Source organism: Candidatus Binatia bacterium, assembly GCA_026415395.1.
Lineage (GTDB): Bacteria > Desulfobacterota > Binatia > HRBIN30 > HRBIN30 > HRBIN30.
This window is the reverse complement of record JAOAHD010000015.1, coordinates 1-24907: the sequence shown is the minus strand read 5'-3', so window position 1 is coordinate 24907 and position 24907 is coordinate 1. Positions and strand designations below refer to the sequence as shown.

Genomic DNA, 24907 nt, shown 5'->3' with positions numbered 1-24907 from the left:
CCCGTGCGCTCTGCGCGGGCCGGATCCCACGACCAGGCAACCAGAGAGGATTCAGTCGCACGCCTCGCAGCCCTTGGCGGAAAGATTGCGTTGTATGGCGGGCTCCTTGCCGTTATGGCAGAGCTCTGCCATGGCGCGCATCACTGCGGAAGATTTAATCCGTCAGTTGCGAACCACTGTGGAGCAACTGGCGGAGGATAAAGCCAGCATTCCCGACCTGAAAATTGCGGCGGGCGCCTTGCGCGAGATGCGCGAGGGGTTCAAGCTTTTTGCTCCGTACCGCCACATCAAGAAGGTCAGCACCTTCGGTTCCGCAAGGGTCAAAGCCGGTGACCCCGTGTTTCGCTTGGCGGAAGAGTTTGCGCGGCGGATTGCCGACTGTGGATACATGGTCATCACCGGTGCCGGTGGTGGGATCATGGAGGCTTGCCAGCGCGGCGCGGGGCGCGAGCGCAGCTTTGGCGTGAACATTCGCTTGCCGCACGAGCAGCAGGCGAACTCCATCATTAGTGGCGACCCGAAGCTGATGTCGTTCCGGTACTTTTTCACCCGCAAGTTGTTCTTCCTGAAGGAAGCGGATGCCGTTGTTCTATTCCCGGGGGGATTCGGCACCCACGACGAAGCATTCGAGACCCTAACCCTGCTGCAAACCGGGAAGACCCGACCGGTACCCCTTGTGTTCCTCGATCGCCCGCGGGGCACGTACTGGAGCACCTGGCGCCGCTACGTCGAAGAGCACATGCTCCGTCGCGGCATGATCGACCGCACGGACTTTGCACTCTTCCGGGTGACGGACAGTGTCGACGAGGCGGTCGATGAGATTTTGCGCTTTTACGTCGTCTTCCACTCGATCCGCTATGTACGCGAGTTGCTCGTGATTCGCCTGCAGCGCCCGCTGCCGCCCTCCTACGTAGAGGAACTGAATCGCTCGTTCGCTGACATCGTTGTGCGGGGGCGGATTGAACAGCGAGGGCCGCTGCCCGCGGAGCAGGACGAACCCGATCTGGCCGCACTGCCGCGACTGGTGTTTCACTTCGACCGCTTGCATTACGGGCGCTTGCGAGAACTCTTGAATGCGATCAACGCTGCGCCGCAAGCTTGAAAGTCGGGAGGTGTAAAGAGCCATGCAAGAATTCGTGCCGCAAGGACGATTCTTCGAGGACTTTACCGTGGGGGAGGTCATTCGCCACTGGCCAGGAAGGACAATTCGCGACTTCGACGACACCTGGTTCACGTTGCTCACGATGAACACTAATCCCCTGCACTTCGATGAACACTTTGCCAGCCAGTCGCAACACGGCCGGTGCCTGGTGAACGGAACACTCGTGTTCGCCATCGCTGTGGGCATGAGTGTTCGCGACATCAGCCAGACGGCCATTGCCAACCTGGAGTACGAGTCGATCAAACACCTCGCGCCTACATTCCACGGCGATACGATTTACGCGGAAAGCGAAATTCTCGATAAAACCGAATCCCGCTCCAAGCCTGATCGCGGGGTGATTTACGTGGAAACGCGTGCGCGCAATCAGCGCGGCGAACTTGTCCTCACGCTTCGGCGCCGGGTGCTCGTGCCCAAGCGACCACAAACAAAGAGGTAAGTGGGGCGAACGAGTGGATCTTTGCGATTGGCGCAAGCTGGCGTCGGCTTTCGCCAACCCGTGGTGGAAGAGAAGCCGTGAGCAAAGGCCGCGCAACGTCTGAGCCCATGCACGGTTGAGGTCACTGCACGCCCACTGGGCGAGCATGTCCACTTAGTGCACGCCTTGCGGGAGGTATTTGCCCGTTTAGCGTGTTTCCGCGGTGGCAGCCTTTCTCAAAAAGGCAAAGCGATCCTCGGCGCCGAGGGGCGTAAGGTGGCGAGCTTGGCCAGAGGTGATGCGCTTCGCGTTGCCCGTAAGTTGGGCAGTTGCCGCTAAAGCTGGCAGCTTCTCTCCGTTTGCGGGGCAACGCACAGGTAGTCACACGTCGACGCCAGCTTTGTGTGCAGCGGACGCAGGTGGCATCGCGGTTGCTGACTCTAAAAACGCCCTGCGTATTGGGGCAAAATCTTAGAGGGGAGGTTAAGCGAAATGAGCCGATGGAGTTTGGTGTTGGGCCGCTCCGGTTTCGCTGTGGCATTCTTCTGTGGTGCAGCGGTGGCCAGGCCGCTGTGGGCGGACGGCCGTGAGGCCGATCTAGAAAAGCGCGTGCGCGCTCTCGAGCAGCGTCTGCAAGCGCGTGAGCAAGGCGGGCAGGAGCGCGGGCTAAGCCAGCGCGTAACCCAGCTCGAGCAAGAGTTGAAGGGCGTGCGCGAGAAGGCGAGTGCCGCGCTCGGCGTCGACATTCATGGTTTTGTGTCCGGCAGTTACAACTACAACTTCAATAGCCCCGACTCGCGGGCGAACGGGCTTGCGGTCTTCCATCCCGACGCCAATTCGTTCCAACTTGATCAGTTCAACCTGTATCTCGGCAGGCAAAGAGAGAAGGAGTCTGTCGGTTTCGTGGTCAACCTCGACTTCGGTAAAGTGGCAGAGGTTGTCGGCGGGGTGACCAACTGGAGCAACAGCAACAACACCGAGCGACAAAACTCCATCGAACTGCGCGAGGCTTACCTCACGTACCAACTTCCCATCGATCTCGACATTAAGGTCAGCGCGGGCAAATTTGTCACCAAGCACGGCGCCGAGATCATCGAAAACTGGGACAATCACAACTACAACATCACGCGCTCGTTTAATTTTGGTTTCGGCATCCCGTTCACCCATACCGGGATCATGACGACGACCAAATTCAACGACGTTGTGTCGTTGGACCTCGGCATCGTGAACGGTTGGGACAACGTGGTAGACAACAATGACGGAAAGAGCGTCCACGGCGGTTTGAGCGTTGCCCCGAGCGAACTCTTCAACGTCTACATCTCGGGAATTTACGGGCCCGAGCAAAGCAACAACGGCCACTCTCGCCGCGCGCTGACGACACTTGTGGCTACCTTGAAGCCGCATGAGCAAATCACCCTGGTGGGCGAGTTGACCTATGGCAGTGAGGAGGACGCCAAGCTTTCCAACCCGACAGAGACTGCGGAGTGGTACGGCGGGGCGGGATACGTGGTGGCCCAACTCGCCGATGACTTACAGTTCGTTGTGCGCGGTGAGGTGTTCGACGACACTGACGGATCGCGCTTTGCCATCGCCAGCGTGCCCAACGGCGTGACTGCCTGGGCCGTGACGCCCACGGTCGCGTACCGCCTAACCGAAGGCCTGCTGTGGCGTACCGAATACCGGCACGACAATGCCAGCGCGAAAATTTTCGATCACGACGGGAACCTCAATAGCGGGCAGGACCAAATCCTCACGCAGCTCATTTACTCCTTCTAACCTGCGCCGCAGTTCCGGGTGAGACCAATGCATCCGAGGGAAAACCGATGAAAAAGATAGAGGCGATCATCAAGCCGTTTAAGTTGGACGAGGTGAAAGAAGCGCTCGCGCGCGAGGGGGTGCAGGGAATGACCGTGAGCGAGGTCAAGGGCTTCGGCCGACAAAAGGGTCATACCGAGCTCTATCGCGGGGCGGAGTATGTGGTGGACTTCTTGCCGAAAATCAAAATCGAAATTCTGGTCAGCGACGACAAAGCTGCCGCCTGTGTTCGTCTCATTGAGGAAACCGCCAAGACGGGGCGCATCGGCGACGGCAAAATTTTCGTGCTCCCGGTGGAAGAAGTTGTGCGGATCCGTACCGGGGAGCGCGGCGTGGATGCGATCTAACAGTCTGAGGAGGCCAGTCATGCGCAAGAACCGTTTCTCGGCTGCACATTCGGTGGGCTACATGATGGCAGTGGCGCTCTTGTTTTGCGCCGGCCGGGCAGGCGCAGAAGACGCGAACCCGTTTGCTGACCCGAAGGTCATGATGGACACGATGTGGACGCTGGTGGCGGCCATGCTCGTGTTCTTCATGAACCTCGGCTTCGCGATGGTGGAAAGCGGGTTATGTCGTGCCAAAAACACGGTCAATATCTTGGCAAAGAACTTCATCGTGTTTGGGGTCTCCTCGCTCGCCTTCCTCGTGGTTGGTTGGGGCTTGATGTTTGGCAACGGCAACCCGTTGTTCGGGACCGAGGGCTTGTTCTTCTTGAGCGGGCCGGACAATAGCCCAGCCACGGGCGATGCTTATCAGGGCGCGTATCAGGCAATTTCCTGGGCCACAGTGCCTCTCCTTGCGAAGTTTTTCTTCCAGCTTGTGTTTGCCGGTACAGCGGCAACGATCGTCTCCGGCGCCGTGGCGGAACGCATCAAGTTTCTCTCATTCGTGGTGTTCTCCTTCGTCATGGCGGGCTTACTGTATCCAGTCACGGGCCATTGGATCTGGGGCGGTGGCTGGTTGGCGAGTTATGGGATGTGGGATTTTGCGGGCTCTACCGTGGTGCACTCCGTGGGGGGCTGGGCGGCACTGGCGGGTGTGTTGTTGCTTGGGCCGCGTCTTGGCAAATATGGGCGAGACGGGCGCGTCCACCCCATCCCCGGTCATAACATGACCTCAGCCACGATCGGTGTGTTTGTGTTGTGGCTCGGCTGGTTTGGTTTCAATCCAGGAAGCACGATGGCGTTGGATGCCAAGGCGATCTCGCACATTGCGGTGACGACCAACACGGCGGCGGCTGCGGCCTCGATGAGTGCGTTGCTCACCGCCATCATACTCCTCGGCAAACCCGATTTGTCGATGATTCTCAATGGTTGCCTGGCCGGTCTCGTCGCCATCACTGCCCCGTGCGCTTGGGTGAGTGTCGGCAGCTCGTTGATCATTGGCCTGATTGCCGGCGCGTTGGTGGTTGTCTCTGTGCTGGCGTTTGATCGCTGGGGTATTGACGATCCGGTGGGGGCTCTATCGGTGCATCTGGTCTGCGGAGTATTCGGTACTCTGGCGGTGGGCTTGTTTGCGGACTCGAGCGCCGCTCCTGTGACTGGGCCAGCGAACGGCTTGTTCTTTGGTGGTGGCTTTGGCCAGCTTTGGGCGCAGCTCGTGGGTGTGATCGCCGTGGGAGCATATACGTTTGTTGTGTCCCTGCTCGCGTGGGCTGCGATCAAAGCCGTGATGGGTCTCCGGGTTCCCGAGCATGAGGAAATCGAGGGCTTGGACCTGGTGGAGCACGGAATGACCGCATACCCAGACTTTCAGTTGGCGAACGTTGGGAGTGGCCTGGTGACCAGTGGGGGTGGTCCGCGCCGCGGAGCTGGTCAGCCTGTTTGGGCGGCCGCTCCGGCCACGGCAGAAGGGGCGTGACGACGGCCGAGGAGGCACGGGTTTACTTTGGTTACCATCGCGCAGGCTGGGCCCTCTCCATCCGGGGGCCCGGCCTTTTTTCTCCCCAGCGCGGGGCGAGGCTTTCCGTGAATTGACACCTTGACGAATTTTCTGGTAAAAAATCAATTATTGTGGTGAACAAAGTCATCTTGGTCGGAAATTTGGGGCGGGATCCTGAAGTACGCTTCACCCCCAATGGGCAGGCGGTGGCGCGGTTTTCCGTTGCCACCACAGAGAAGTGGCGGGACCAGCAGGGGCAGCTCCAGGAACGTACGGAGTGGCACAACGTCGTCGTCTGGGGCAAACAGGCGGAAGCTTGCGGCCAGTACCTGGCGAAAGGCCGGCAGGTCTACGTTGAAGGGCGCCTGCAAACGCGCTCTTACGATGACAAGGATGGCATCAAGCGCCAGGTGGTCGAAGTCATTGCCCAAACCGTTCGGTTCTTGGGCGGAGGTGGCGCACGGCCGCAAGCTGAGGCCACACCGTTGGTTCCACCGGGCGAAGGGCCGGCAGTGCCCCCGGAAGAAGACGACATCCCATTTTGACGCACCCTCTGTAGCGCGGATCGGTTCGGGTCAGGCCTCCGGAGGTTCTCTGAGAGCGATGGTGTCAGGCGTGGGCTTCGGGCGGGCTGGATTGGCGGCACAAAGAAGGCGGATCTGGTCTCTGCTGGCAACCCTGTGGGTTTTGGCAGCGCCAATGGGCGCTGCTGCCCTCCGCTATGATGTTCTGCCGAACAGCTCCGTGACTGTGGCGTGCACAAAGTGCGTTCCGCCAACAAGCCACACGGAACCGGTGCGGGGTAGCTTCGATGTTACCTCGTTGATCGGGCTCGACGCCGCCGGGGTGGTCGGCATTACATCGCTGGAATTACGTGGCCCGGGTGTAACCATCAAGGGCAACGGGTTTTGGCAAAGGTTAGGCCTGCAACGCCAAGCGATGGTTCTCGACGTCACAGTGAACGGAAGGCCCGTGCGGCTCACGAGTGGGCACCGTCAGCGGATCGCCTCGAATGGGTTATTCGGGGACGGGGCACCGCAGGAATTTTCCATTGTCCTATCCTCAGGTGGCGTAGGAGAGTCCACTTACGTTGTCGTGTTGTTCGCGCGCCGGGCTGATGAAACGACTCCGGACGAGGATCACGACGGCGTGCCGTCGGCCGTGGACAACTGCCCGGCCGCCGCAAATTCGGACCAGTTGGATGCAGACGGTGATGGGTTAGGGGATGCGTGTGACCAGTGTGCCGGGACTCCGTTAGGCTCCGAAGTGGGGCCGACCGGTTGTTCTTTGGAGCAGAGCTGTCCGTGTGCGGGGCCGCGGGACGGTGAACGCTGGGCTTCCTTCAGCGAGTATGGCCGCTGTGTGGCGCGGGCACTCAGGCGAATGCAACGGACAGGCAAACTGCCCCCGGAAGAGGCTCGCGCACGACTGAAGCGCGCCCTACGTTCCGGGTGCGGACGTGTGGTTGTCGCGAGCCTAGGCTGACGAAAGCAGACCCGTTCCCGACGAACTAGCGGCGGCCACCTGCGTAGCCTGAGGTGGCCTTGGCCGCGGATTCGGTAGCTCGCGTCAGGTAGTCGAACACCGCCGGAGGGTCAATCCGCTCGTACGCATACCAAAAGGCAAGCCCGCAAATCACACCCCAGATGAACTGCCGCATGTGGAGTATCCCTCAAAACTCATGTACCCCGCGCGGCGCGGGCAGTCAAAGAGAAAGTGCTGCGCCTCAAGGCGCGGTCGCGCCCGCACCAGCCGTTCGCGGAGCCGACTCGGGTTGCGCGCTGGCGGCTCCTCACTTGACAGAAGGTGTGTTTTCAGCAGACATAGGAGCGTTTCGCTGCCGATAGGTACTGCCACGACCGGATAGAGCGTCCCCGGTGGGATGGAGGAGCGGTGAACGTCCTCGTCCAGTGTGGCGCATGACTCGTGAAATCAGCAGAAAAGCATACAAGGAGGGTAAAATGGCACGTTTGCTCGAGGAAAAAGTGGCAATCATCACAGGTGCAGGCCGAGGCATTGGCCGTGAAGAGGCGCTACTCATGGCCAAGTTGGGCGCGAAGATTGTGGTCAATGACTTAGGAGCGCACTTCGACGGCAGTGGGCAGCCGACAGACACGCCGGCGCAGCAGGTGGTTTCCGAGATCAAGGCAATGGGTGGCGAGGCGGTGGCGAACGGGGAAAACGTAGCCGATTTCAAAGGGGCGAAGCGCATGATCGAATGCGCCTTGGATCACTTCGGCAAACTCAACATCGTGGTGAACAACGCCGGCATTTTGCGTGACCGGATGATCTTCAACATGTCCGAAGAGGACTGGGACGCAGTGATCGCCGTGCACTTGAAGGGCTCGTTTAATATGGCGCGCCATGCCTGCGAGTATTGGCGCGAGGAACATAAGAAGGGCAATATCCTGAACGGCCGGCTGATCAACACCTCATCGGATGCTGGCTTGTTAGGAAACGTCGGCCAGTCAAACTATGGCTCCGCCAAGGCAGCCGTCGCGGCAATGGCCATCATCGTGGACAAGGAAATGCAGAAGTACGGGGTCACGGCGAACGCCATCGCGCCGATTGCGCGCACCCGGCTAACGGTCGATGCCACTCCGTCCACTGCTGCAATCATGGGACAGCAGCCGAAGGAGGGCGAGTTCGACCCATTCTCCCCAGCTCATGTGGCACCGTTGGTGGCTTGGTTGGCTAGCGATGATGCTGCAAACGTGCACGGTGAGGTCTTCCGCGTTGGCGCTGGCACCGTGTGGCTGATGAAGGGGTGGCATACTGTGGGGAAGGTGTCCAAGCGTGCGGTGTGGGATGCGGCCGAGCTTGGTCAAGCCTTGAAAGCGGAGCTAGCGAAAGGGCTCACGGCAAAGGAAGACATGGGTCCCATCCTGGCGTCGGTGCTGCAAGGATCCTAACCTTCTGGGTATTGATTTCATTTGGCGGGCAGTGGGTCCACCCGTACTACCCACTGCCCGCTCGTTCGTTTGCTGATGAAGCCACGGCGTATCGTGCTTTTGGTCTGTCACGCGAATACGTGTCGCAGCGTGATTGCCGCGGAACTCCTGAAGGCAAAACTGAGAGAGACGGGCCTCGATCGTGCTTGGGAAGTGCTCTCTGGGGGTATTGCCCCGTATGCTCGCGACGGTGCCTTGGTCTCCTTGGATGCGCGCCTCGTGTTGCGCGAGGAGGGCATCGAACTCCCGAAGGATGCCGTTTCCACCGACTTAAAACGCCATCGGGATTACATCGAGCGGGCGGACCTTATCCTGGCCATGACCACGGCTCAACTGCAGATGCTGCACACTCATTTCCCCGAATCTCATGGCAAGCCGGCGTTCACTTGGAAGGCGTTCGCGGGCCTGGAAGGGGACATTGAGGACCCCTTCGATCGCGGGGCAGACGCGTATCATCAATGCCGCGACGAGATCAAAGCCTGCCTCGAGGGTGTGCTCCGAGGGCTCAGCAACGGTATGCTGAAGCGCACGGCTGCAGTCTGTTCGCCCGACTAAACCGCGGCGCTCCAAATGCCGATTGAAGCGGTCCGAGTGGTTGATAAGGGCGCTGTTGGTGCGGGCAGCGCCTTCCACAGGCAGGCACGACGAGGTCCCGGCATTTGAGCGCCCTCCGGTGTGTAGCGGGGCCGCGCAGGGGCCAGGCAAGGGGGCAAAATGCACAGGGGAGGGCACCTTGCGTGGTGTGCCTGCGAAGCGCGGGCATTTGTGCTCGTTACGCTGGCGCTGCCCAGAAACCAGTGGCGCACACTCCCGCCTTGCCATAAAACCGAAGCGGTTGCCCAACTAATGAACGAAGGGAAACGGGTATGCGTGTGGGTGTTGCTGAGCAAGTCGCCAAGTGGGTCGCAAGCTTGCGGATACAAGATGTCCCGCGGCGCATTTTGGAAGAGCTCAAGAATCAGGTGCTGAGCTGTATTGCGGCCATACACGCGGGGCACTTTTCTGAAGCCGGGCGCGTGGTGAGTCGGACGGTTCGGCAATGGTCGGGTGGCAAGGAGGCTACGCTCGTGCCTTCGGGAGAGCGGACCTCACTGCACTTTGCACTCTATGCCAACGCGGCCTTGAGTATGGCCTTGGATTATGACGATTACCTCTTCGCCGCTCACACGGGTCACTCGGCAGTGGTCGGTTCGTTGGCCGTGGCCGAAACGTACAACCGCCCCGGTGCGGAAGTCCTTCTGGCGCAGTTGGTGTCCAACGAGATCGGTGGGCGCTTGGGGGCCGTGGCGCTCGGCGGCCCGTTCAATGGCCAAATGTGCACGTTCGTCCACCTAGCCGGCGGCGCTGCGCTGGCCGCACGGCTGCTGGAGCTCGACAGCGACAAAACACAAGCTGCCCTCAACATTGCGGTTGCCCAGCCTCCGCAGCCTCTTCGCGCTGCGTTTTTTGGCTCCGAGGCCAAGGCCGTGCTGGCTTCGCAAACCCTCACCATCGGGGTGCAGGCGGCTCAACTGGCAGCGCAAGGGATGCGGGTGGTAAGCGATGTTTGGGGCGGCGAGGACGGCTTTGCCAAGCTCTACGCTGTGCATCCGCTGAGCGAGGCGTTTCAAAACCTGGGCGAACTCTGGCTGTCGGACACTCTCTCTTACAAAGTGTACCCCGGGTGCGCGTACCTCTCGGCAATCATCGACTGTGTGCTGTCGCTGCAACGCCAACATCACATCGACGGCCGCAAGGTGCGGTCTGTCGAAATAGCCACCAATCCCCTGACTCTGGGAATGGAGGCCTGGAGTGCGCCGTATCTGCGGGGAGCGGAGAGCTTGCCGGTGACGCTGAACTTTTCGGTGGCCTACAGCGTGGCTGCTGCGCTTCTGGACAAGGAGCTGAGCCCGCGACAATTCCTTCCCGAGCGCATCAAGGATCCCGCTACTTGGCAGTTGGCCGCACGTGTGCGGCTATCGCTTGACGATGGAATGACACAAAAGATGCAGGAGACGGCGCTGGTGCGCTTGGACCCGAGCGGGCGGTCTCCGGCCGGCCTGCGGCTCGAGTGGGGGCCACGGCAACTGAACACACACAAGATGAGTTTTGGTGCGCGTGTGCGGATCGAGCTGGACTCGGGCAAGGTGTACGAGGCGGAGCAGGAGGTTCCCTTCGGAGCGTTTGGGCGATCGTTCGATGACCGTCGCAAACAAGTGGAGGACAAATTCCGTCGCGAGACCCGCTATACGCTACGCAAAGAGCGCATGGAGCGGGCAATCGATATGATCTTCCATCTCGAGGACCTGAATGCTGCTCAAGTGAGAGAATTGCTGCGCATGTGTTGCTCAGAACGCTCGTAGCTCGTTGACTCCGCTCGTTGCATGAGTGCCGACGCCATTCCTTCTTGGCGAGTGTCGCAAGGGCCGTGTGCAACGCCCCTCTCGGGCGCGGTGTTTTTGGGGCGGCGGGGAGGCGTGAGTTGCGGGCCCTTCGCGAGCTTAAATCTCTCGTTCGCGGTGGGCGACGAACGGGATGCGGTGGAGCGCAACTGGGCTCTGGTGCGGGAGTCGTTTCCGCGGATCCGCCAGTGGATCCATATGCGACAGGTTCATGGTGTGGCGGTTTGTCTCGTGGACACTCACTCCATCGAGCCAGCGACACCATGCGACGGCTTGGTGACCTCGATTCCGGGAGTCGCCCTTTGTGTGCTTACCGCCGATTGCGTGCCCGCATTGGTGGCTGCTTCTGGGGGTAAGGTGGTTGCCGCAGTGCACGCCGGGTGGCGCGGCACCGTTGGCCGAGTGCTCGCTGAGGCCGTGCGTGTGATGGTGACACGATGCCAAGTGTCCCCCGCGGAGATTTGGGTGGCGCTCGGGCCGTCGATCGGGCCCTGCTGTTACGAGGTTGGCGAGGACGTGGTGCGAGCGATGGAGCGTGCGGGACTTGGAGCTGCGGTTCGATGCGCAGAGGATGGCCGTCGATTCGTGGACCTGCGGTGCGCCAATCGACTGATCTTGCAGGAAGCCGGGGTGCCTTCGGCACACATTGTCGATGTGGGGGCTTGCACCTCGTGCTTTGCAAATGACTTCTATTCCCACCGCCGGCAAAAGGGGATGGCAGGACGCCAGCTTTCATTTATCGTCTGTAGCCAGGAAGCGCTTCAACTCGGCCCTGGATCGGGATACAGTCAGGCTGAGAACAGGAGGTTATGAGAATGAAACGCCGAATCGTCCGTCTCGTATCGGTTCTGCTGTTCGTCCTTGCGGTCGCGCCCCAGGTGCGAGCGGAAGCCGAGGACCAGTTTGATGAGACGCAAACTCACCCCATCCGGGTAGCCGCGTATCTGATCCACCCTGTTGGATTCGCGCTCGAATGGGTGATCTTCCGCCCGCTGCACTACGTGGTATCACGACCGGGGTTGGACAAAGTGTTCGGCCACCGGCCGCACGGCGAAAACCGAATGTATTGATGTGTAGTTGCAGAGCGGTGCCGCGGATTTCGGTGGCACCTCAGTCCGAATGAGTACTTACCGGCGTAAAGACGCCTTCTACAGCCGTGCAAAGGAAGCGGGCCTTAGATCGCGCGCTGCCTACAAACTCGAGCAGTTGCAAAAGCAGTACAAGCTGCTCCGGCCTGGAGACAAGGTTGTCGACCTGGGTGCGTGGCCCGGCGGCTGGCTACAAGTGGCCGCGCGTATCGTCGGGCCGTCTGGAAAGGTTGTTGGCGTCGACCGTGAGCCCGTCGCGCCGCTGAGCGATGCTCCACATGTGGTCATCGTCCGCGTCGACGTTTTCGATCCCCAATTAGGCGAGCGGGTTCAACAGGAACTGGGCGGCCTGGCGGACGTTGTGTTGAGCGACCTTGCTCCGAAGCTCACGGGCATCCGGGAGCGCGACCAAGCCCAGGCGAGAGCGTTGGCCGAGCGGGCGGTAGAGCTGGCCCGGCGGTGGCTTCGCTCGGGAGGACTTTTGGTGATCAAAGTGTTCATGGGGTCCGAGTTGCCGGAGTTTTTGGCGGGTTTACGGCGAGAATTTGGCAACGTTGCCACAACGCGACCCGAGGCTACCCGCAAGGGGTCTTCGGAGCTGTACGTCATAGCGCGCAACAGGCAGGATCGCTGACCCTTGGTGGGGACGTGTGTCCCGCAAAAAGCCTCTGTAAGAGGTGTCGGGCCGAGGGCGAGTTGCTTTTTTTCGGCAGCTTTTCGGCTCGGCGAAGCGTCAGGGGAGGCGCTTGTCGGTGCAGGCAACGGCCTGGGCCCTTGAACTACGGAGGGTGGCGAATTTTCGTGCGCTCTCCCGTACAAGTTTGCCACTCGGTTTCCAATCCTTGGCTGTTGCGCGAAAGCTTTCGCGCTGGATGGGTTGGCGCAGATTTCGCTTAAGGCCTGGCTCGTGGTTGCGAAATTCATGTAGGAGGCGGTTGACAACAAAAGCCACATGCTTTCATACTCGGCCGGACCAAGGGGGGAGGCTGCGGCGAAGGGCCGTGGCCAGTCGGCAGCGAAACCGGGTGGAAAGCGGGGTTGTGGCGGTAAGAGGGAGACTGCTCGATGGCGGCTGGGCCAAGCTGGATCGATCGTGTGAGCCGTGTGCTCTCCACTTCTCTGTCAGAGATCAATCCGTTTCGCGGTGAAGAACCGTACGTCGCCGTCGACATCGGATCGAGCACAATCAAGCTCCTGGAAGTGCGCGGAACCCGCGGGGAGGTGCGGGTTCAAGCTCTCGCTACCGTGGCCACCCCGCCGACCGCCGTGCAGAACAACATGGTCGTCGAGAGCGACCAAGTGGCGGAGCTGATCCGAGCGGCGCACGCCCAGTACGGGTTCCGTGGCAAAAAAGCGATCACTGCAGTGCCAGGACCGGCCGTTATCATCAAGCGTTTTCCCATGGCGGCACAGAGTGAGAAGGAGATGGAGGCTGCCGTTTTGCTCGAGGCGGGGAACTTCATCCCTGAGGAATTGGATAACGTGAACCTCGACTACCAGGTCACGGACTATGGGGAAGGGGACCGTGCGAACGTACTCATCGTGGCAGCCAAGAAGGACATCGTGCAGAGCTATTCCGAAACGTTGCGTTTAGCCGGGCTGCTGCCGGTGGTCGTGGATGTAGACTATTTCGCCCTCGGCAACATGTTCGAACTCAGTTACGAGGTGCCGCCGACTGGCACGGTGGCCTTGGTCAACATCGGCGCGCGCTACTCCGCCATCAACATCATTAAAAATGCGCAGTGTGCTTTCACTCACGACGTTGCGGTTGGCGGGCGCGACATCACCGAGAGCCTGGTGCAGGATTTAGGCGTATCCTTCGAGGCAGCCGAAGCGTTGAAAACGGGCAAGACGATGGATCACGAGCTCGCCGAGCACGCTCAGGCTGTGATCGAGGCGGCCGCGGCTGCGGTAGTGGACGAGATCCACCACGCCCTGACGTTTTTTTGGATGAGCTCGGGTGACGAGACGATTGATCACATTTTTCTAAGCGGCGGCGGGGCGCAGTTGCCAGGAATGGCCGCTCAGCTTGCCGAGCGTATGGGGGTTGCTGTGGAGGTAGCGAATCCCTTCGGGCATTTGGTTTTGGGAGAAAATGTCGACCGCGAAGCTGCATTGCGGCGCGCGGCGGAATTTTCCGTTGCTGTGGGACTGGCAACGCGGAGGCCCAACGACAAATGATCCGCATCAATCTTCTACCGGTCAGAGAGGCAGAACGAGCCCTCGGGCGCCGTCGCCAAATTTCTTTGGCGATTTTGACCACCATCGTTGTGTTGTTAGCCATGGCGCTACCGTACACGCTCCAGGGGCGGCGTTTAGCCGAGCTCGAAGAGAATATCGCAAAGCTCCAGCAGGAAATTGCGCGACTGGATCAGCAAGCCAAAGAAGTCAAGGACCTAGACGCAAAACGCGCGGAGCTGCAGGCAAAGTTGCAGGTGATCGAGCAACTGAAACGGCGCCGTGTGGGCCCAGTGCGCGCGCTGGAGGACCTGAGCGATGCCACCCCGGAGAAGCTGTGGCTCACGGAGTTTACGGAATCCGGCGGGGTGGTTTCCATTCAAGGCTTAGCAATCGACAACCAAACAATCGCGGAATTCATGCGACGCCTGCAGCAATCAAATTATTTCTACGAGGTCGACTTGGTCGAAACCGCGCAAGCGGTAACTCAGCCGGGAGCACCGGCAGGACCCTCCCTCAAGCGATTCCAAATCAAGGCGTTACTCGACTACGTCGGCCGGCGGGGAAAGAACGGCGCGCCGTCGCCCGCCGAACAGAAAAAGCCAGCGTGAGGTTGCCGTGAACGCGCTCATCGAACGGATTCTCGAACTGCCCCCGCGCCAGCGGATCCTAGCCATCGTTGGTGCGGTGGCTGGGGTGGTGCTGCTGTATGCGTACTTTTTGTACTGGCCCCGCGAAGCGCAGATAGAGGAAAAAAGTAGGCGGCTGGAACAGTTGCAGCGGGATCGCGACCGCAAGGCAGCACTGGTGGGTAACCTCGAGCAAGCGAAGAAGGAGGTGCAGAAACTCGACGGTGATTTGCGCAAGGCCTTGGCGCAGTTGCCGGACACGAAAGAGATTCCGGAGCTCTTGAGTGCGGTGTCGTCGTTGGGGATCGAGTCCGGCCTGGAGATTGTGCAATTCAAGCAGCGGGAAGAGCAGTACGAAGAATTTTACGCCGCCGTTCCTGTCGACATCGTCGTGCGCGGCACCTTTCACCAAGTGGCGACGTTCTTCGACAAGGTCGGGCGCATGCCCCGGATCGTGAATGTTTCCGGCGTGTCCATGAAAGCTCCGCAGAGGATCGAAGGGGCGGAGGTGGTCTTGGATACCTCCTGCGCGGCCGTGACATTTCGTTTCCTCGACGATGCAGAACGAGAGCGCATCAAAAAGCAACGGGAGAAGGAACGAGGAGGGAAGCCGTGAACTGGCGGCAGGCTTTGTCCCGCATGGGCCTCTGTACGCTTGTGTCTGTGTTGGCGGTCGTGCTGTGCGAGGCGGCCCGTGGGGAGACCTCGGGCGGAACGGTGGCGGCAGAGGACGGGGAGGCTCGCCCCTATAACCCGGCAGGACGGAGGGATCCGTTCCGGCCGTTTTTGCTGGACCTGCGGCGGCGCGAACCCGAAAATGTTGAGTTGACACCATTGCAGCGGTACGACCTCGGGCAGCTCACCGTCGTGGGCACAATGTGGGAGATGAACCCCCCTCGTGCCATGGTGGAGGACGGTGCCGGGATGGGTTTTATCGTGACCATTGGCACACCCATTGGCCGCAACAATGGAGTCGTTGCTGCAATCGAACCGCGGCGGGTCATTGTCGAGGAAAAGGCCGTCGACTTTTACGGCAACGAACAGGTCAATCGGATTGTGATGGAAACCCCAAGTGAAGAGGGGCCGAGCCAACCAGGACGGGAGAGAAAATGATGCAAGGGAATGGGTCGGTTGCGGTTCGCTGCGGGCTTGTCGGAGGAGTACTGCTCTTCGGTGTCGTCGGATGTAGTCGGCCAACGGTGGAAAAAGTCGAGCCGCCGTTGACGTCGGTGTCGTCTCCTCTCGGTGGCGCTGAGCAAGGAGGCCAACTCACGGAAACGATGCCGGCCTCCGAAGACATCTCACCGCAAGGAACCGGGTTCGAGAGTTCGCCTTCGCTCGAACTCAGGGAACTCCGGGTGGTGAGCGACAACGGGCAAGAGGGGATGTTCTTGAAGCTGAGCGGGCGCCCGCAAGCAGTGACCCACCTTGCGCTGGACAGCCCGCCGCGGTTGGTAATTGAAATCACTTCTCCCAAGGTGCGGCCCGGGGTTGTCGAGCGACTGCCTGTCCGGCGGAACCCGCTGATTAAAGAAGTGCGCTTGCAGTCGAGCCAAGGCAACCTGCGGGTTTCGGCCTACCTCAAGTCTAAGGTTCCACCGTACACAGTGAGTGACCTAGATTCGACAGTGGTCGTGTTTATCGGGGAACCCACTGGGGGTACGAAGCCAATTGAGGAAGAGTTGGTTTACTCGCACCGCGTCGGTGTCATTGCAGGCGTGATGGAAGAAGAGCCCATGCCTGCCCGTTCGCCGCAGCAGCCAGAACCGTCTCCGGCGGTGCAAACCACCGAGACGCGCACGGCCACCGGGGCGAAGCCAGCATATGTGGGACAGCGCGTATCCTTGGACTTCAAAGATGCCGATGTCCACAACGTCCTGCGGTTGCTTGCCGAAGTGAGCAGGCTCAACATCGTCGCCACCGATGATGTGCGCGGCAAGGTGACCTTGCGCTTGCACGACGTCCCCTGGGACCAGGCGCTCGACATTATCCTGCAGACCCTCGGCTTGGAAAGCGTGCAAGAAGGCAACGTCATTCGCATCTCCACCGTCAAACGCCTGCGAGAAGAGCGCGAAGAAAAACAGAAGGCATTGGAGGCAGCCAAAGTCCTCGAGCCGCTCAAGGTCGAGTACATCAAGGTTAACTACACCAAGGCCAAGAACTTGGCGGACATCATCAGCGGAGCGGCCGCCAGCCGTGCGACGGGTGCGGGAGCACGCGCTACGGTGCAGGAGGCGGGAGTGCTGACGAATCGGGGTAGCGTCTTTGTCGATGAGCTTTCCAACACCATTATCGTGCGCGATATCCAGCGGGGCATCGAGAATGCCAAGGAGGTTGTTCGCCGTCTCGATGTCCAAACCCCGCAAGTCTTGATTGAATCGAATATTGTTGAGGCCACGACCGATTTTGCGCGCGAACTCGGTGTGCAGTGGGGTTATCGCTACCTGGCTGGGCCGGCGACCGGCAATCCCACCGGCGTAAACTTCCCAGGTACCATCGGTGTCGGCGGGGCAGGGTTGGGTTCCGGGACAAGTGGCGTGCCGTTCATTGCCGACTTCCCTGCTGCGCAATCGGTCGCCAACAGCGGCAGTGCGTTGAATCTGGCCTTGGGGTCGTTGGATGGTGCCCACGCGTTGGACATGCGCTTGAGCGCATTCGAGCGTCAGGGCAAGGCTCGGGTTGTATCGCGCCCGCGCGTGGTCACCCTCAATAACGTTCCGGCAACGATCAAGAGCCTCACCATCATCCGTGTGCGCCTCCCGAGCACAGGCACAATCATCAATACTGGGGCCGGCGGCGCGGTTGGGGCGGCTTCTGCGGCCACCGAGAAAATCGAGACCGGCATAATCCTGGTGGTCACGCCGCAGGTGTCGTCGGACGGGTTTGTTCTGCTCGACATGTCGACCAAGTCGAGTCAGGCCGATTTTGCCCGAACCGTGGATCAAATTCCGACGGAAATCACCCGGGAGGCTAACTCGCACATCCTGGTGAAGAGCGGACAAACTATCGTGCTCGGCGGCATCTACCGCGACACGTTTGCCGAGACTCGGACAGGTATCCCGTTTTTGAAAGATGTTCCAGGGATTGGTTGGTTGTTCCGCAACTTCAACAAGAGCGATCGCCGCGAAGACCTTCTCGTGTTCCTGACACCCCGGATTCTAGGCACCCCCGGAGCGAACTTGCCCACTGCCGAGGAACTGTGGCGTAACCGATCGGGGGCTCCATCGGAGGGTTAGACGCCTCGCTACGTGAAACGAGTGCACGCGCCATGACAACCATCGCTCTCACCGGCTTTATGGCAACTGGCAAATCCACCGTGGGGCGTATCCTCGCGGAACGCCTCGGAAAAACCTTCATAGACCTCGATGAACGTATCGAGCAGCGCATGAACATGTCCGTTGCGGAGATCTTTGCGCGCTACGGGGAAAGGGCGTTTCGCCAACTCGAGCGCGAAGAGCTGGTTACTGCCCTTGCCGAGGATGCGATCGTTGCCACGGGAGGAGGGGCCATCGTCGACCCTGAGAACCTCGCTCGGATGCGGGCAGCCGGACCGGTTGTGTGTCTCACTGCCTCCGTGGAAGCGATTTTGTCGCGCACAGCGGCGGATACCTCGCGTCCCTTGCTGCAACGTGCGGATAAGCGCGAGCAGATCGAAGCGCTGCTTGCCGCGCGAGCGGCCGCTTATGCTCAAGCGGACATTTGTATCGACACAACGTCACGGTCGCCCGAGGAGGTGGCAGAAGCAATTCTCGCATACCTTGGCACCGTTCTGGATCCCAAGGAGCTGTCGGTATGACCGCGCCGGTGAACAATCACGCTGCTCCGGCGGCGCGTGTGCAAATCGTGGTTGGCTTGGGAGATCGGTCTTATCCCATCACGATTGGGGAGCACCTACTCGAACATACCGGCTCTTGGGCAAAGGAGCTGTGCTCGCCCGGCAAATGTGCGGTCGTCACCAACCCCGTAGTTGGCGCATTTTACGCCGACATCGTGGTGCAGAGCCTGCGTACAGTGGGGTTCGAGCCGGTGCAAATCGAAGTGCCGGACGGCGAAGAACACAAGAACCTGGCGTCGCTCGCTTTGATTTACGACCGCTTGGTGGACGCAGCGTTGGAGCGATCCTCCGTGCTCTTTGCCTTGGGCGGCGGGGTGATTGGCGACCTTGCTGGCTTTGCCGCCGCCACGTACTTGCGCGGGATCCCGTATGTACAACTGCCCACGACCTTGCTGGCGCAAGTCGATTCGAGCGTGGGCGGCAAAACCGGCATCGATCATCCGCGCGGTAAGAACTTGATCGGCGCGTTTTACCAACCCCGCGGGGTTTTGATCGACGTGTGCACGCTGACCACGCTATCGCGGCGCCAATTGTTGGCCGGCTTCGCGGAGGTGGTAAAGTACGGTGCCATTTTCGACGCGGAATTTTTCGCCCTGCTCGAGCGGGAGCTCGAGCGCATTCTAGCTGTCGATTTGCCTTTACTCGTGCGTGTCGTGCGCCGCTGCTGTGAACTCAAAGCTGGCGTTGTCGAGCGCGACGAACGCGAAAGCGGCGAGCGTGCGGTGCTGAATTTTGGGCACACCATCGGCCACGCGTTGGAAAGTGCGACTTCGTACCAGCGCTACCTGCACGGAGAAGCGGTTGCGATTGGTATGGTCGCAGAAGCGCGTGTGAGTGCGGCTTTGGGGCTTTGTTCCTTCGAGGTGGTGCATCGCCTGCACTCCTTGCTGGAACGTGCTGGCTTGCCGGTGGCATTGCCCGGCGACGTCGATCGGCGCCAACTCGCCGCGGCCATTGAGCTCGATAAGAAGGTGCAAGGGGGCAAGGTTAAGTTTGTGGGTTTGGAAGACCTCGGGAAGACGCGCTTCGTGTTTTTGACCAACGAAGAGATCATCGAACTCGCCGACCGGGCGGTGTTGGCGAAGCCAGGAGGGAAGGGTCCATGCGGTGGTTAACCTCATTGGGATTGGCACTGGTTACGGCGCTCGTTGCCGCCAGCTGCGGCTCCAGCGGCGATGCGGTGGATGGCGAAGATTCGCTGGTCTTTCGCGTGGTGGGATTTTCTGGTGAGGGGATCAACCAGGCCGACATGGTGCGACCCAACAGCGCCGACGTGGACGTGGTACAGAATTTCTGCGTTGCCAGTGGGGGCGGTGGTGGTGGCGGGGGCCAGATTCAAATCAGTCAGGAGCTGTTCACCCAAACGGCGTTGAATGTGGTGATCCGTAACGATCAAAAACTCGATCTGCGCCTGTTCCAGGTGCGCATCCATTTCGAGGACTCTCGCACCGGACTCGGAGACATCACCCAAAACATCGCCGCCACCGCAATTGGAGGTCGTTGTTCAAATGCGGCACAGCGCGCTTGCTCGAGTTCTGACGATTGTTTGGTCGGCACGGTGAGAGGGACTTGCAACTTCACGGACACCGTCGTGTCGGGCGTGCTGTTGGCGGACTTTTTGGCAAAAGCCGGCGTGCAACCACGGGTGTACGGCGAAGCTCAACCGGTGCTGTTGACGTTTTTTGCGCGTGACACCGCAGGCAATGTGTACCGAGCCACTGCTGGGTACACGGTAACCTTCGACAACTTCTGTAACTGCACGACAGGACAGCTGTGCTGCAACTCCGTCGAGGAGTGCCTGTCGATCCAGCAGCCGACGCAGTGAGACTGCAAAAGGTGGAGTGAGGAGAGGGGCTATGAGACCCGGCAAGGCGCATGGTGCTTTAGTCGCAGTTGTCATCAGCAGCCTGTGGATTGTGAACGGCTGCGGTGGGGGAGGCGGCGGAGGGAATAGCAGTGCGAACTCTACGCCCACGTCCTTGCCCGGGTTTACCCGTGCGCCTGCAACCAGCACCCCAGTGCGCAGCGGCGCCAGCCGCAACGAGCGCACGGCGGCAAACGATGCCGGCTCGCTGACCTTGCGCGTAGAAGAGATCACCCTGGTCGGGAATCAGTCCACCGCCTTCTCCGTCTTTGCTCGCGACGCGGCGGGACGTCCGCTGGCAAACATTCCCTTGGTGGTGGAGACCGCTCTTGACGTATTTGCTCTGAGCGACCCCGAGGGACGAACCGGTGCAGACGGGAGTTTAAGCGGCCGAGTCGCTGCCAATCTTGGTGGCCGATACGCGCTCAGCGTCAGCGGTGCGCCCAATTCTCCCTTAGCGGGCCTGAGTGTGAGCCTAACGATCCTTGTCCAGGCCCCCTTCGGTACCCCGACGCGGCCCACGCCCACGCCGATCCCATTCACCGCGACACCAACGCAGACCCCAACCCCACGGCCGTGTGAGGACTTGGCAGCCATTATCGTGCAAACAGACACCCTGTCGGTGAGCTCGCAAACCGGTGGTGCGGCACTGATTACGGCGGTGGCATTTAACCGGGACAATCGGCCGGTGCCCAATGCCAACATTTTGTTCGATGTACAGCCGCGTGTGGCCACCTTCCGCGAGCTGGTGCGCTCTACGGACAGCTCCGGCATGGCGTCGTCCGTACTGGACATCCCCCCAGGTACCGCAATCGGCAATTTGCGGGTGATTGCCTCGGCTTGCGAGAAAACGGGCGAAGTTGGAGTGACGGTGGTTTCCGGCCGAAGCACGAAGCCCGTGGCGGTCGTAGTGCTCGAAGCGGACCCGTCTACTGTGGGCAATGCCGTAGATACGAACGTTAACCTCAAGGCCTCGGTGTTTGATTCCGACAATCAGCCGATGAACGAGATTAACGTTTTGTTCGTCACTGAAGTCGGGCAGGTCAGTCCGTTGGTCGAAGTTACCCGACCATTCGGTTCGGAAAACGGAGTGGCCACTTCGCTGTTGCGCGTACCGGCGGGAACGTTCGAACAGGATTTCTTCGTTACTGCTTTGGCCGGAGGTGTGACGGCCCGAACCCGGATCACTGTGGTTCAAGGCCGGATTCCGCCCGGCGGCAAGTTGCCGAATGTGCCTCCCGGCAAACCCGCGTCCCTGCTGTTATCCGCCAGCCCTGCGCGTATTCAGGCCGCTGGTACCGGAGGCACGGATCTGAGTTCCGTTTCGGCACGCGTGCTGGATAACAATGGTCAGCCGCTCACGGGTGTGCGCGTCTACTTTAGCGTGGTTCCGGCGGAGAGCGCTCCCGGCGCGGTGATTTTACCGGTAACGCAAGCCACACCGGTGCCTCCGGACACGCAGTCGCGCTGTGCCATCGATGCGCCGTTCGCCATCTCTGACAGCGCTGGGTTTGCCATCGTCCAGCTCAAAGCCGGTGCACAAACCGGCCCAGTAACTGTGCAGGCTTGCGTGGACACGGTTTCCGACGGAAGCGCGGTGGCGCTGATCGAGAAGCAGCCGCTGGTGGCGATTTCTGCGGGTCCGGTGGCGCGGATTCGCTTGTCGCTGAACCCGCGCTTCGTCGAGAATAACGACGGGACCTTCTTGAGCACTCTGAGCGCCAGCTTGGTCGATCAGCAGGGCAACGCTGTTGAGGATGGCACGCCGGTGGTGTTCGAAGTGGTGCTGCGGCGCCAGTGCGTGGGCGGCCCGAGCGACGGCACCCCGTGTTCCAGTGATGCTGTGTGCGGCGGTGGCTCCTGTGTGCCGGATGAGTCCGACCCAGCGGCCGCAGTCGCGATTACCAATGGAGCCGTCACGAACTCGCTCCCGCCTTGCGACGTATCGCAGTTCCCGTCGCAAACCGGAATTCCGGTGGTGCCACAACCGGGCAATGCGGTGACGTGCCTCAAGTTCCCACCGCATTTGCAGGGTACGGAGGTCTGGATCCGTGCTCGTTCCGGTGGTGTGGTCAACGCGGTGAGCGGCGAAGTAGTCACATTGCCAGGCTCCATTGGCAGCCTCAGCGCTGTGGTACAGCCGTTTACCATCCGAGTGGATGACGTGAATGAGGGGACGGCACTGGTGAGGGTGACTGCAGTGGATGACCGTGGTCAGCCCGTGGAAAACGTGCGGATCCGCTTCAGCACGAGCATTGGATCCATCGACCGTTCCGCTCTCACGAACGCTAACGGTGAAGCGGTAGCGACGTTGATTGTTCCGGCGGGTACGCCCAGTGGCACGCTCAGCCTCAGAATTAACGGAGGTGGAGTCAGACTCAGTGATCTCAGCGTGCCCGTGCTCAATGTGGCCGGTACGCCGACACCCACTCCAGGTGAAGGCGATCAAGCGGGTGCCTTGGAGTTTGTCGGCGCGTCTACCCAAACGCTCGGTGTGCGCGGATCGGGTTTGCCAGAGCAGGCTACCCTCACGTTCCGCGTAAAGAGCCGAAAGGGTGATCCGTTGCCCGGCGTGCAGGTGGTCTTTTCGTTGCCACAAGTCTCGGGCGAAAGCGTGAGCCCACGACAGCAGGTCACCGACAGCGATGGCCTGGTAAGAACGGTCGTAACCACAGGCCGCCGCGCCCTGCCCTTACAAGTCACCGCGCAGGTGTTCTCGGTTGACCCGCCGTTGGTTACTCGATCGACTGCAGTTCAGGTCTTGGGCGGGCCTCCGTCGCAACGCCATTTCAGTTTGGCACGCGAATTCAACAACATCGCTGGGCGGGTGAGCTTCGGCCTCGAAAACCAAATGACCGCGTTCGTTGCGGATCGCTTCGGAAATCCAGTGCCGCCGGGGACGGTGGTCACGTTCACAACCAACGGTGGTGCGATTGGCAACCAAACGCCGACGAACAGCCTTGGGCAGGCGAGTGCGACGCTCATCTCGCAAGCTCCCGTGCCGGCAAATGGTACGGTGGCCACTTTGGCTACGACGCGGGGGGAACGCCCCTTCCTCGACAATAACAACAATGGGATTTGTGACGAAGGCGACGACGTGCTGCCCCTGGCGGAGCCGTTCTTCGACGAGAACTGCGACGGCACGTACAACGAGGGGGAGACGTTCATTGACGTGAACGGGAACGGACGTTGGGACATTGACCAGGTGGGGGATGTCCGCACTTGCGACGATGAGATGCTGGTCTTCGCTTCCACCTGTTCGACGTTTTCTGGACCAACTACTGCAGTCCTTCTCCCGCTAACCCTGGACCCGATTCCCGCCGGTGGTGCGCGAGAATTCACCTTGATCGTGAGCGACAACCCGGATCCTTTAGGGAGGCCGGGAGTTGGGAACCCGCTCGTTGGTGGGTCACGGATCACGGTGAGCTACGAGGGGACCCGAGGAAAACTGCTAGGGATCACCGACATCGTGATTCCAGATGCGTTTACGAACAACCGAATCGTCGATGGGTTGAGCCGGTTCCGTTTTGTTCTGTCCGACAACGACCCGCAGGCTACGAGTCCGGAAGTAGGAAGCCTCAAGGTCGACGTGTCCTCACCGCAAAGCTCGGATGCCCCAGGTGGTAACGGCTCTGTGAGCCTGTCGAGACTCGTGCAATTTTTGCCCGTTCCCACCGCAACTCCGACGGCGACACCCACAGCGACCACAACTCCAACCGCGACCTTCACCTGGACTCCAACGTTCACGGCGACGGCAACCCCGACATCCACACCCACAGCCACGCCAACGGTGACCCCCACGCCGACCATCACGCCGACGCCGACGCCTGAGGTGGCGTTTGTTCACATTGAGCAGAATGTGTTAGGTGTGACCAACAACGGCGACGGCACGTTCAGCATGGTGATCACGGCGGTGGTGACGGACGCTCGTGGTGTGGCGGCAATGAACGGCATCCCGGTGGACTTCTCCTTGGTGAGCCCAGTTGCTGGTGTGTCGCTGACGAGTCCGGCGCTGGTGGGTCAGCCGCCGAACTGCCAGTTGAGCTTCCAGGTGACGGCGCAGCCTGGAGATGCCCTGTCGTGCGTGAAGTATGCTGCGGCATTGCAGGGGCAGACGGTACGGGTCCGGGCGCGGGTGAGTGCTCCGAGCCAGCCCGCGGGTTATGTGGAAGATGTCCGCGATGTCATCTTGCTCGACCTACGCCCCACAGCCACGCCGACGCACACCTCGACGCCCACACCCACACTCTCGCCGACTTCGACCGCCACCCACACACCGACGATTAGCCACACACCGACGATCACTCCCACTCCGACGCCTGTGGCGGCGCACATTCTGATCGAGCAGAACGTGCTTGGGGTGACGAACAATGGTGACGGCACCTTCAGCATGGTGATCACGGCCTTGGTCACCGACGCCAGTGGTGTGGCAGCGATGAACGGGATACCGGTGAACTTCTCGCTGGTGACGCCGGTGGCGGGAGTGTCGGTGACGAGTCCGGCATTGATTGGCGATCCACCGAATTGCCGGTTGAGCTTCCAGGTGAACGCGCAACCGGGTGATGCGTTGTCGTGCGTGAAGTACGCCTCGGCATTGCAAGGGCAGACCGTGAGGGTGCGCGCGTGGGTGTCGATCCCCACGGCTCCGGGGTACATCGAGGCGTTCAAGGACATCGTCTTGCTCGACTTGCGGCCGACGGCGACACCG

The 24907-nt window shown here is 60.7% G+C and carries 23 protein-coding genes; 22 read left to right on the top strand and 1 reads right to left on the bottom strand.

Features of this window, described 5'->3' with window-relative positions:
• Positions 1-94 precede the first annotated feature (94 nt).
• The 7 genes from N3C12_11615 to N3C12_11585 all read left to right on the top strand — a co-directional run bounded on the left by N3C12_11615 (position 95) and on the right by N3C12_11585 (position 6758).
• Complete coding sequence (locus N3C12_11615; protein MCX8073083.1) at positions 95-1102, top strand: LOG family protein; 1008 nt, start codon at positions 95-97, stop codon at positions 1100-1102.
• 34 nt (positions 1103-1136) lie between these two features.
• Positions 1137-1598: a MaoC family dehydratase gene (locus N3C12_11610; protein ID MCX8073082.1), complete on the top strand. Its 462-nt coding sequence runs from the start codon at positions 1137-1139 to the stop codon at positions 1596-1598.
• A gap of 471 nt (positions 1599-2069) precedes the next feature.
• Positions 2070-3353: a porin gene (locus tag N3C12_11605; protein MCX8073081.1), complete on the top strand. Its 1284-nt coding sequence runs from the start codon at positions 2070-2072 to the stop codon at positions 3351-3353.
• Positions 3354-3400: 47 nt separating this feature from the next.
• Entirely contained in the window at positions 3401-3739 is a 339-nt protein-coding gene (locus N3C12_11600; GenBank protein MCX8073080.1) for a P-II family nitrogen regulator, read from the top strand.
• A gap of 139 nt (positions 3740-3878) precedes the next feature.
• Entirely contained in the window at positions 3879-5252 is a 1374-nt protein-coding gene (locus tag N3C12_11595) for an ammonium transporter (GenBank protein ID MCX8073079.1), read from the top strand.
• Positions 5253-5404: 152 nt separating this feature from the next.
• The gene (locus N3C12_11590) at positions 5405-5818 is read left to right on the top strand and encodes a single-stranded DNA-binding protein (protein MCX8073078.1); all 414 of its coding nucleotides are present in this window, start codon (positions 5405-5407) and stop codon (positions 5816-5818) included.
• 58 nt (positions 5819-5876) lie between these two features.
• Positions 5877-6758, top strand: coding sequence for a thrombospondin type 3 repeat-containing protein (locus tag N3C12_11585; GenBank protein MCX8073077.1), 882 nt, complete (start codon positions 5877-5879; stop codon positions 6756-6758).
• A gap of 25 nt (positions 6759-6783) precedes the next feature.
• On the opposite strand, the gene N3C12_11580 is transcribed toward N3C12_11585, so the two are convergent.
• Positions 6784-6933, bottom strand: coding sequence for a hypothetical protein (locus N3C12_11580; GenBank protein MCX8073076.1), 150 nt, complete (start codon positions 6931-6933; stop codon positions 6784-6786).
• 301 nt (positions 6934-7234) lie between these two features.
• On the opposite strand from N3C12_11580, the gene N3C12_11575 reads away from it, so the two are divergent.
• The 15 genes from N3C12_11575 to N3C12_11505 all read left to right on the top strand — a co-directional run.
• A complete protein-coding gene (locus N3C12_11575; protein MCX8073075.1) occupies positions 7235-8185 on the top strand; it encodes an SDR family oxidoreductase in 951 nt (316 codons plus the stop codon).
• A gap of 75 nt (positions 8186-8260) precedes the next feature.
• Positions 8261-8779: a hypothetical protein gene (locus N3C12_11570; protein MCX8073074.1), complete on the top strand. Its 519-nt coding sequence runs from the start codon at positions 8261-8263 to the stop codon at positions 8777-8779.
• A 311-nt stretch (positions 8780-9090) separates the two neighbouring features.
• Positions 9091-10566, top strand: coding sequence for an MmgE/PrpD family protein (locus N3C12_11565; protein MCX8073073.1), 1476 nt, complete (start codon positions 9091-9093; stop codon positions 10564-10566).
• Positions 10567-10680: 114 nt separating this feature from the next.
• Entirely contained in the window at positions 10681-11418 is a 738-nt protein-coding gene (pgeF, locus tag N3C12_11560; GenBank protein MCX8073072.1) for a peptidoglycan editing factor PgeF, read from the top strand.
• 2 nt (positions 11419-11420) lie between these two features.
• Positions 11421-11675 carry a hypothetical protein gene (locus N3C12_11555; protein ID MCX8073071.1) on the top strand — a complete coding sequence of 85 codons (255 nt, stop codon included), beginning with the start codon at positions 11421-11423 and terminating at the stop codon, positions 11673-11675.
• A 49-nt stretch (positions 11676-11724) separates the two neighbouring features.
• Positions 11725-12327, top strand: coding sequence for an RlmE family RNA methyltransferase (locus N3C12_11550; protein ID MCX8073070.1), 603 nt, complete (start codon positions 11725-11727; stop codon positions 12325-12327).
• Between the two features lie 431 nt (positions 12328-12758).
• The gene (locus N3C12_11545; protein ID MCX8073069.1) at positions 12759-13874 is read left to right on the top strand and encodes a pilus assembly protein PilM; all 1116 of its coding nucleotides are present in this window, start codon (positions 12759-12761) and stop codon (positions 13872-13874) included.
• Positions 13871-14482: a PilN domain-containing protein gene (locus tag N3C12_11540; GenBank protein MCX8073068.1), complete on the top strand. Its 612-nt coding sequence runs from the start codon at positions 13871-13873 to the stop codon at positions 14480-14482. The genes N3C12_11545 and N3C12_11540 overlap by 4 nt, the downstream gene beginning before the upstream one ends.
• 7 nt (positions 14483-14489) lie before the next feature.
• Positions 14490-15116, top strand: coding sequence for a type 4a pilus biogenesis protein PilO (locus tag N3C12_11535; GenBank protein ID MCX8073067.1), 627 nt, complete (start codon positions 14490-14492; stop codon positions 15114-15116).
• Positions 15113-15613, top strand: a complete 501-nt coding sequence (locus N3C12_11530) for a pilus assembly protein PilP (GenBank protein MCX8073066.1) — start codon at positions 15113-15115, stop codon at positions 15611-15613. Before N3C12_11535 ends, N3C12_11530 begins: the two co-directional genes overlap by 4 nt.
• The gene (gene pilQ, locus N3C12_11525) at positions 15610-17736 is read left to right on the top strand and encodes a type IV pilus secretin PilQ (GenBank protein ID MCX8073065.1); all 2127 of its coding nucleotides are present in this window, start codon (positions 15610-15612) and stop codon (positions 17734-17736) included. Before N3C12_11530 ends, pilQ begins: the two co-directional genes overlap by 4 nt.
• Positions 17737-17768: 32 nt before the next feature.
• On the top strand, positions 17769-18296 hold the full coding sequence (locus N3C12_11520) for a shikimate kinase (protein MCX8073064.1): 528 nt from the start codon (positions 17769-17771) through the stop codon (positions 18294-18296).
• Positions 18293-19450, top strand: a complete 1158-nt coding sequence (gene aroB / locus N3C12_11515; GenBank protein MCX8073063.1) for a 3-dehydroquinate synthase — start codon at positions 18293-18295, stop codon at positions 19448-19450. Before N3C12_11520 ends, aroB begins: the two co-directional genes overlap by 4 nt.
• Entirely contained in the window at positions 19438-20160 is a 723-nt protein-coding gene (locus tag N3C12_11510; protein MCX8073062.1) for a hypothetical protein, read from the top strand. Before aroB ends, N3C12_11510 begins: the two co-directional genes overlap by 13 nt.
• A 31-nt stretch (positions 20161-20191) precedes the next feature.
• On the top strand, positions 20192-24907 hold a 4716-nt coding region (locus tag N3C12_11505), incomplete at its 3' end, for an Ig-like domain-containing protein (GenBank protein MCX8073061.1).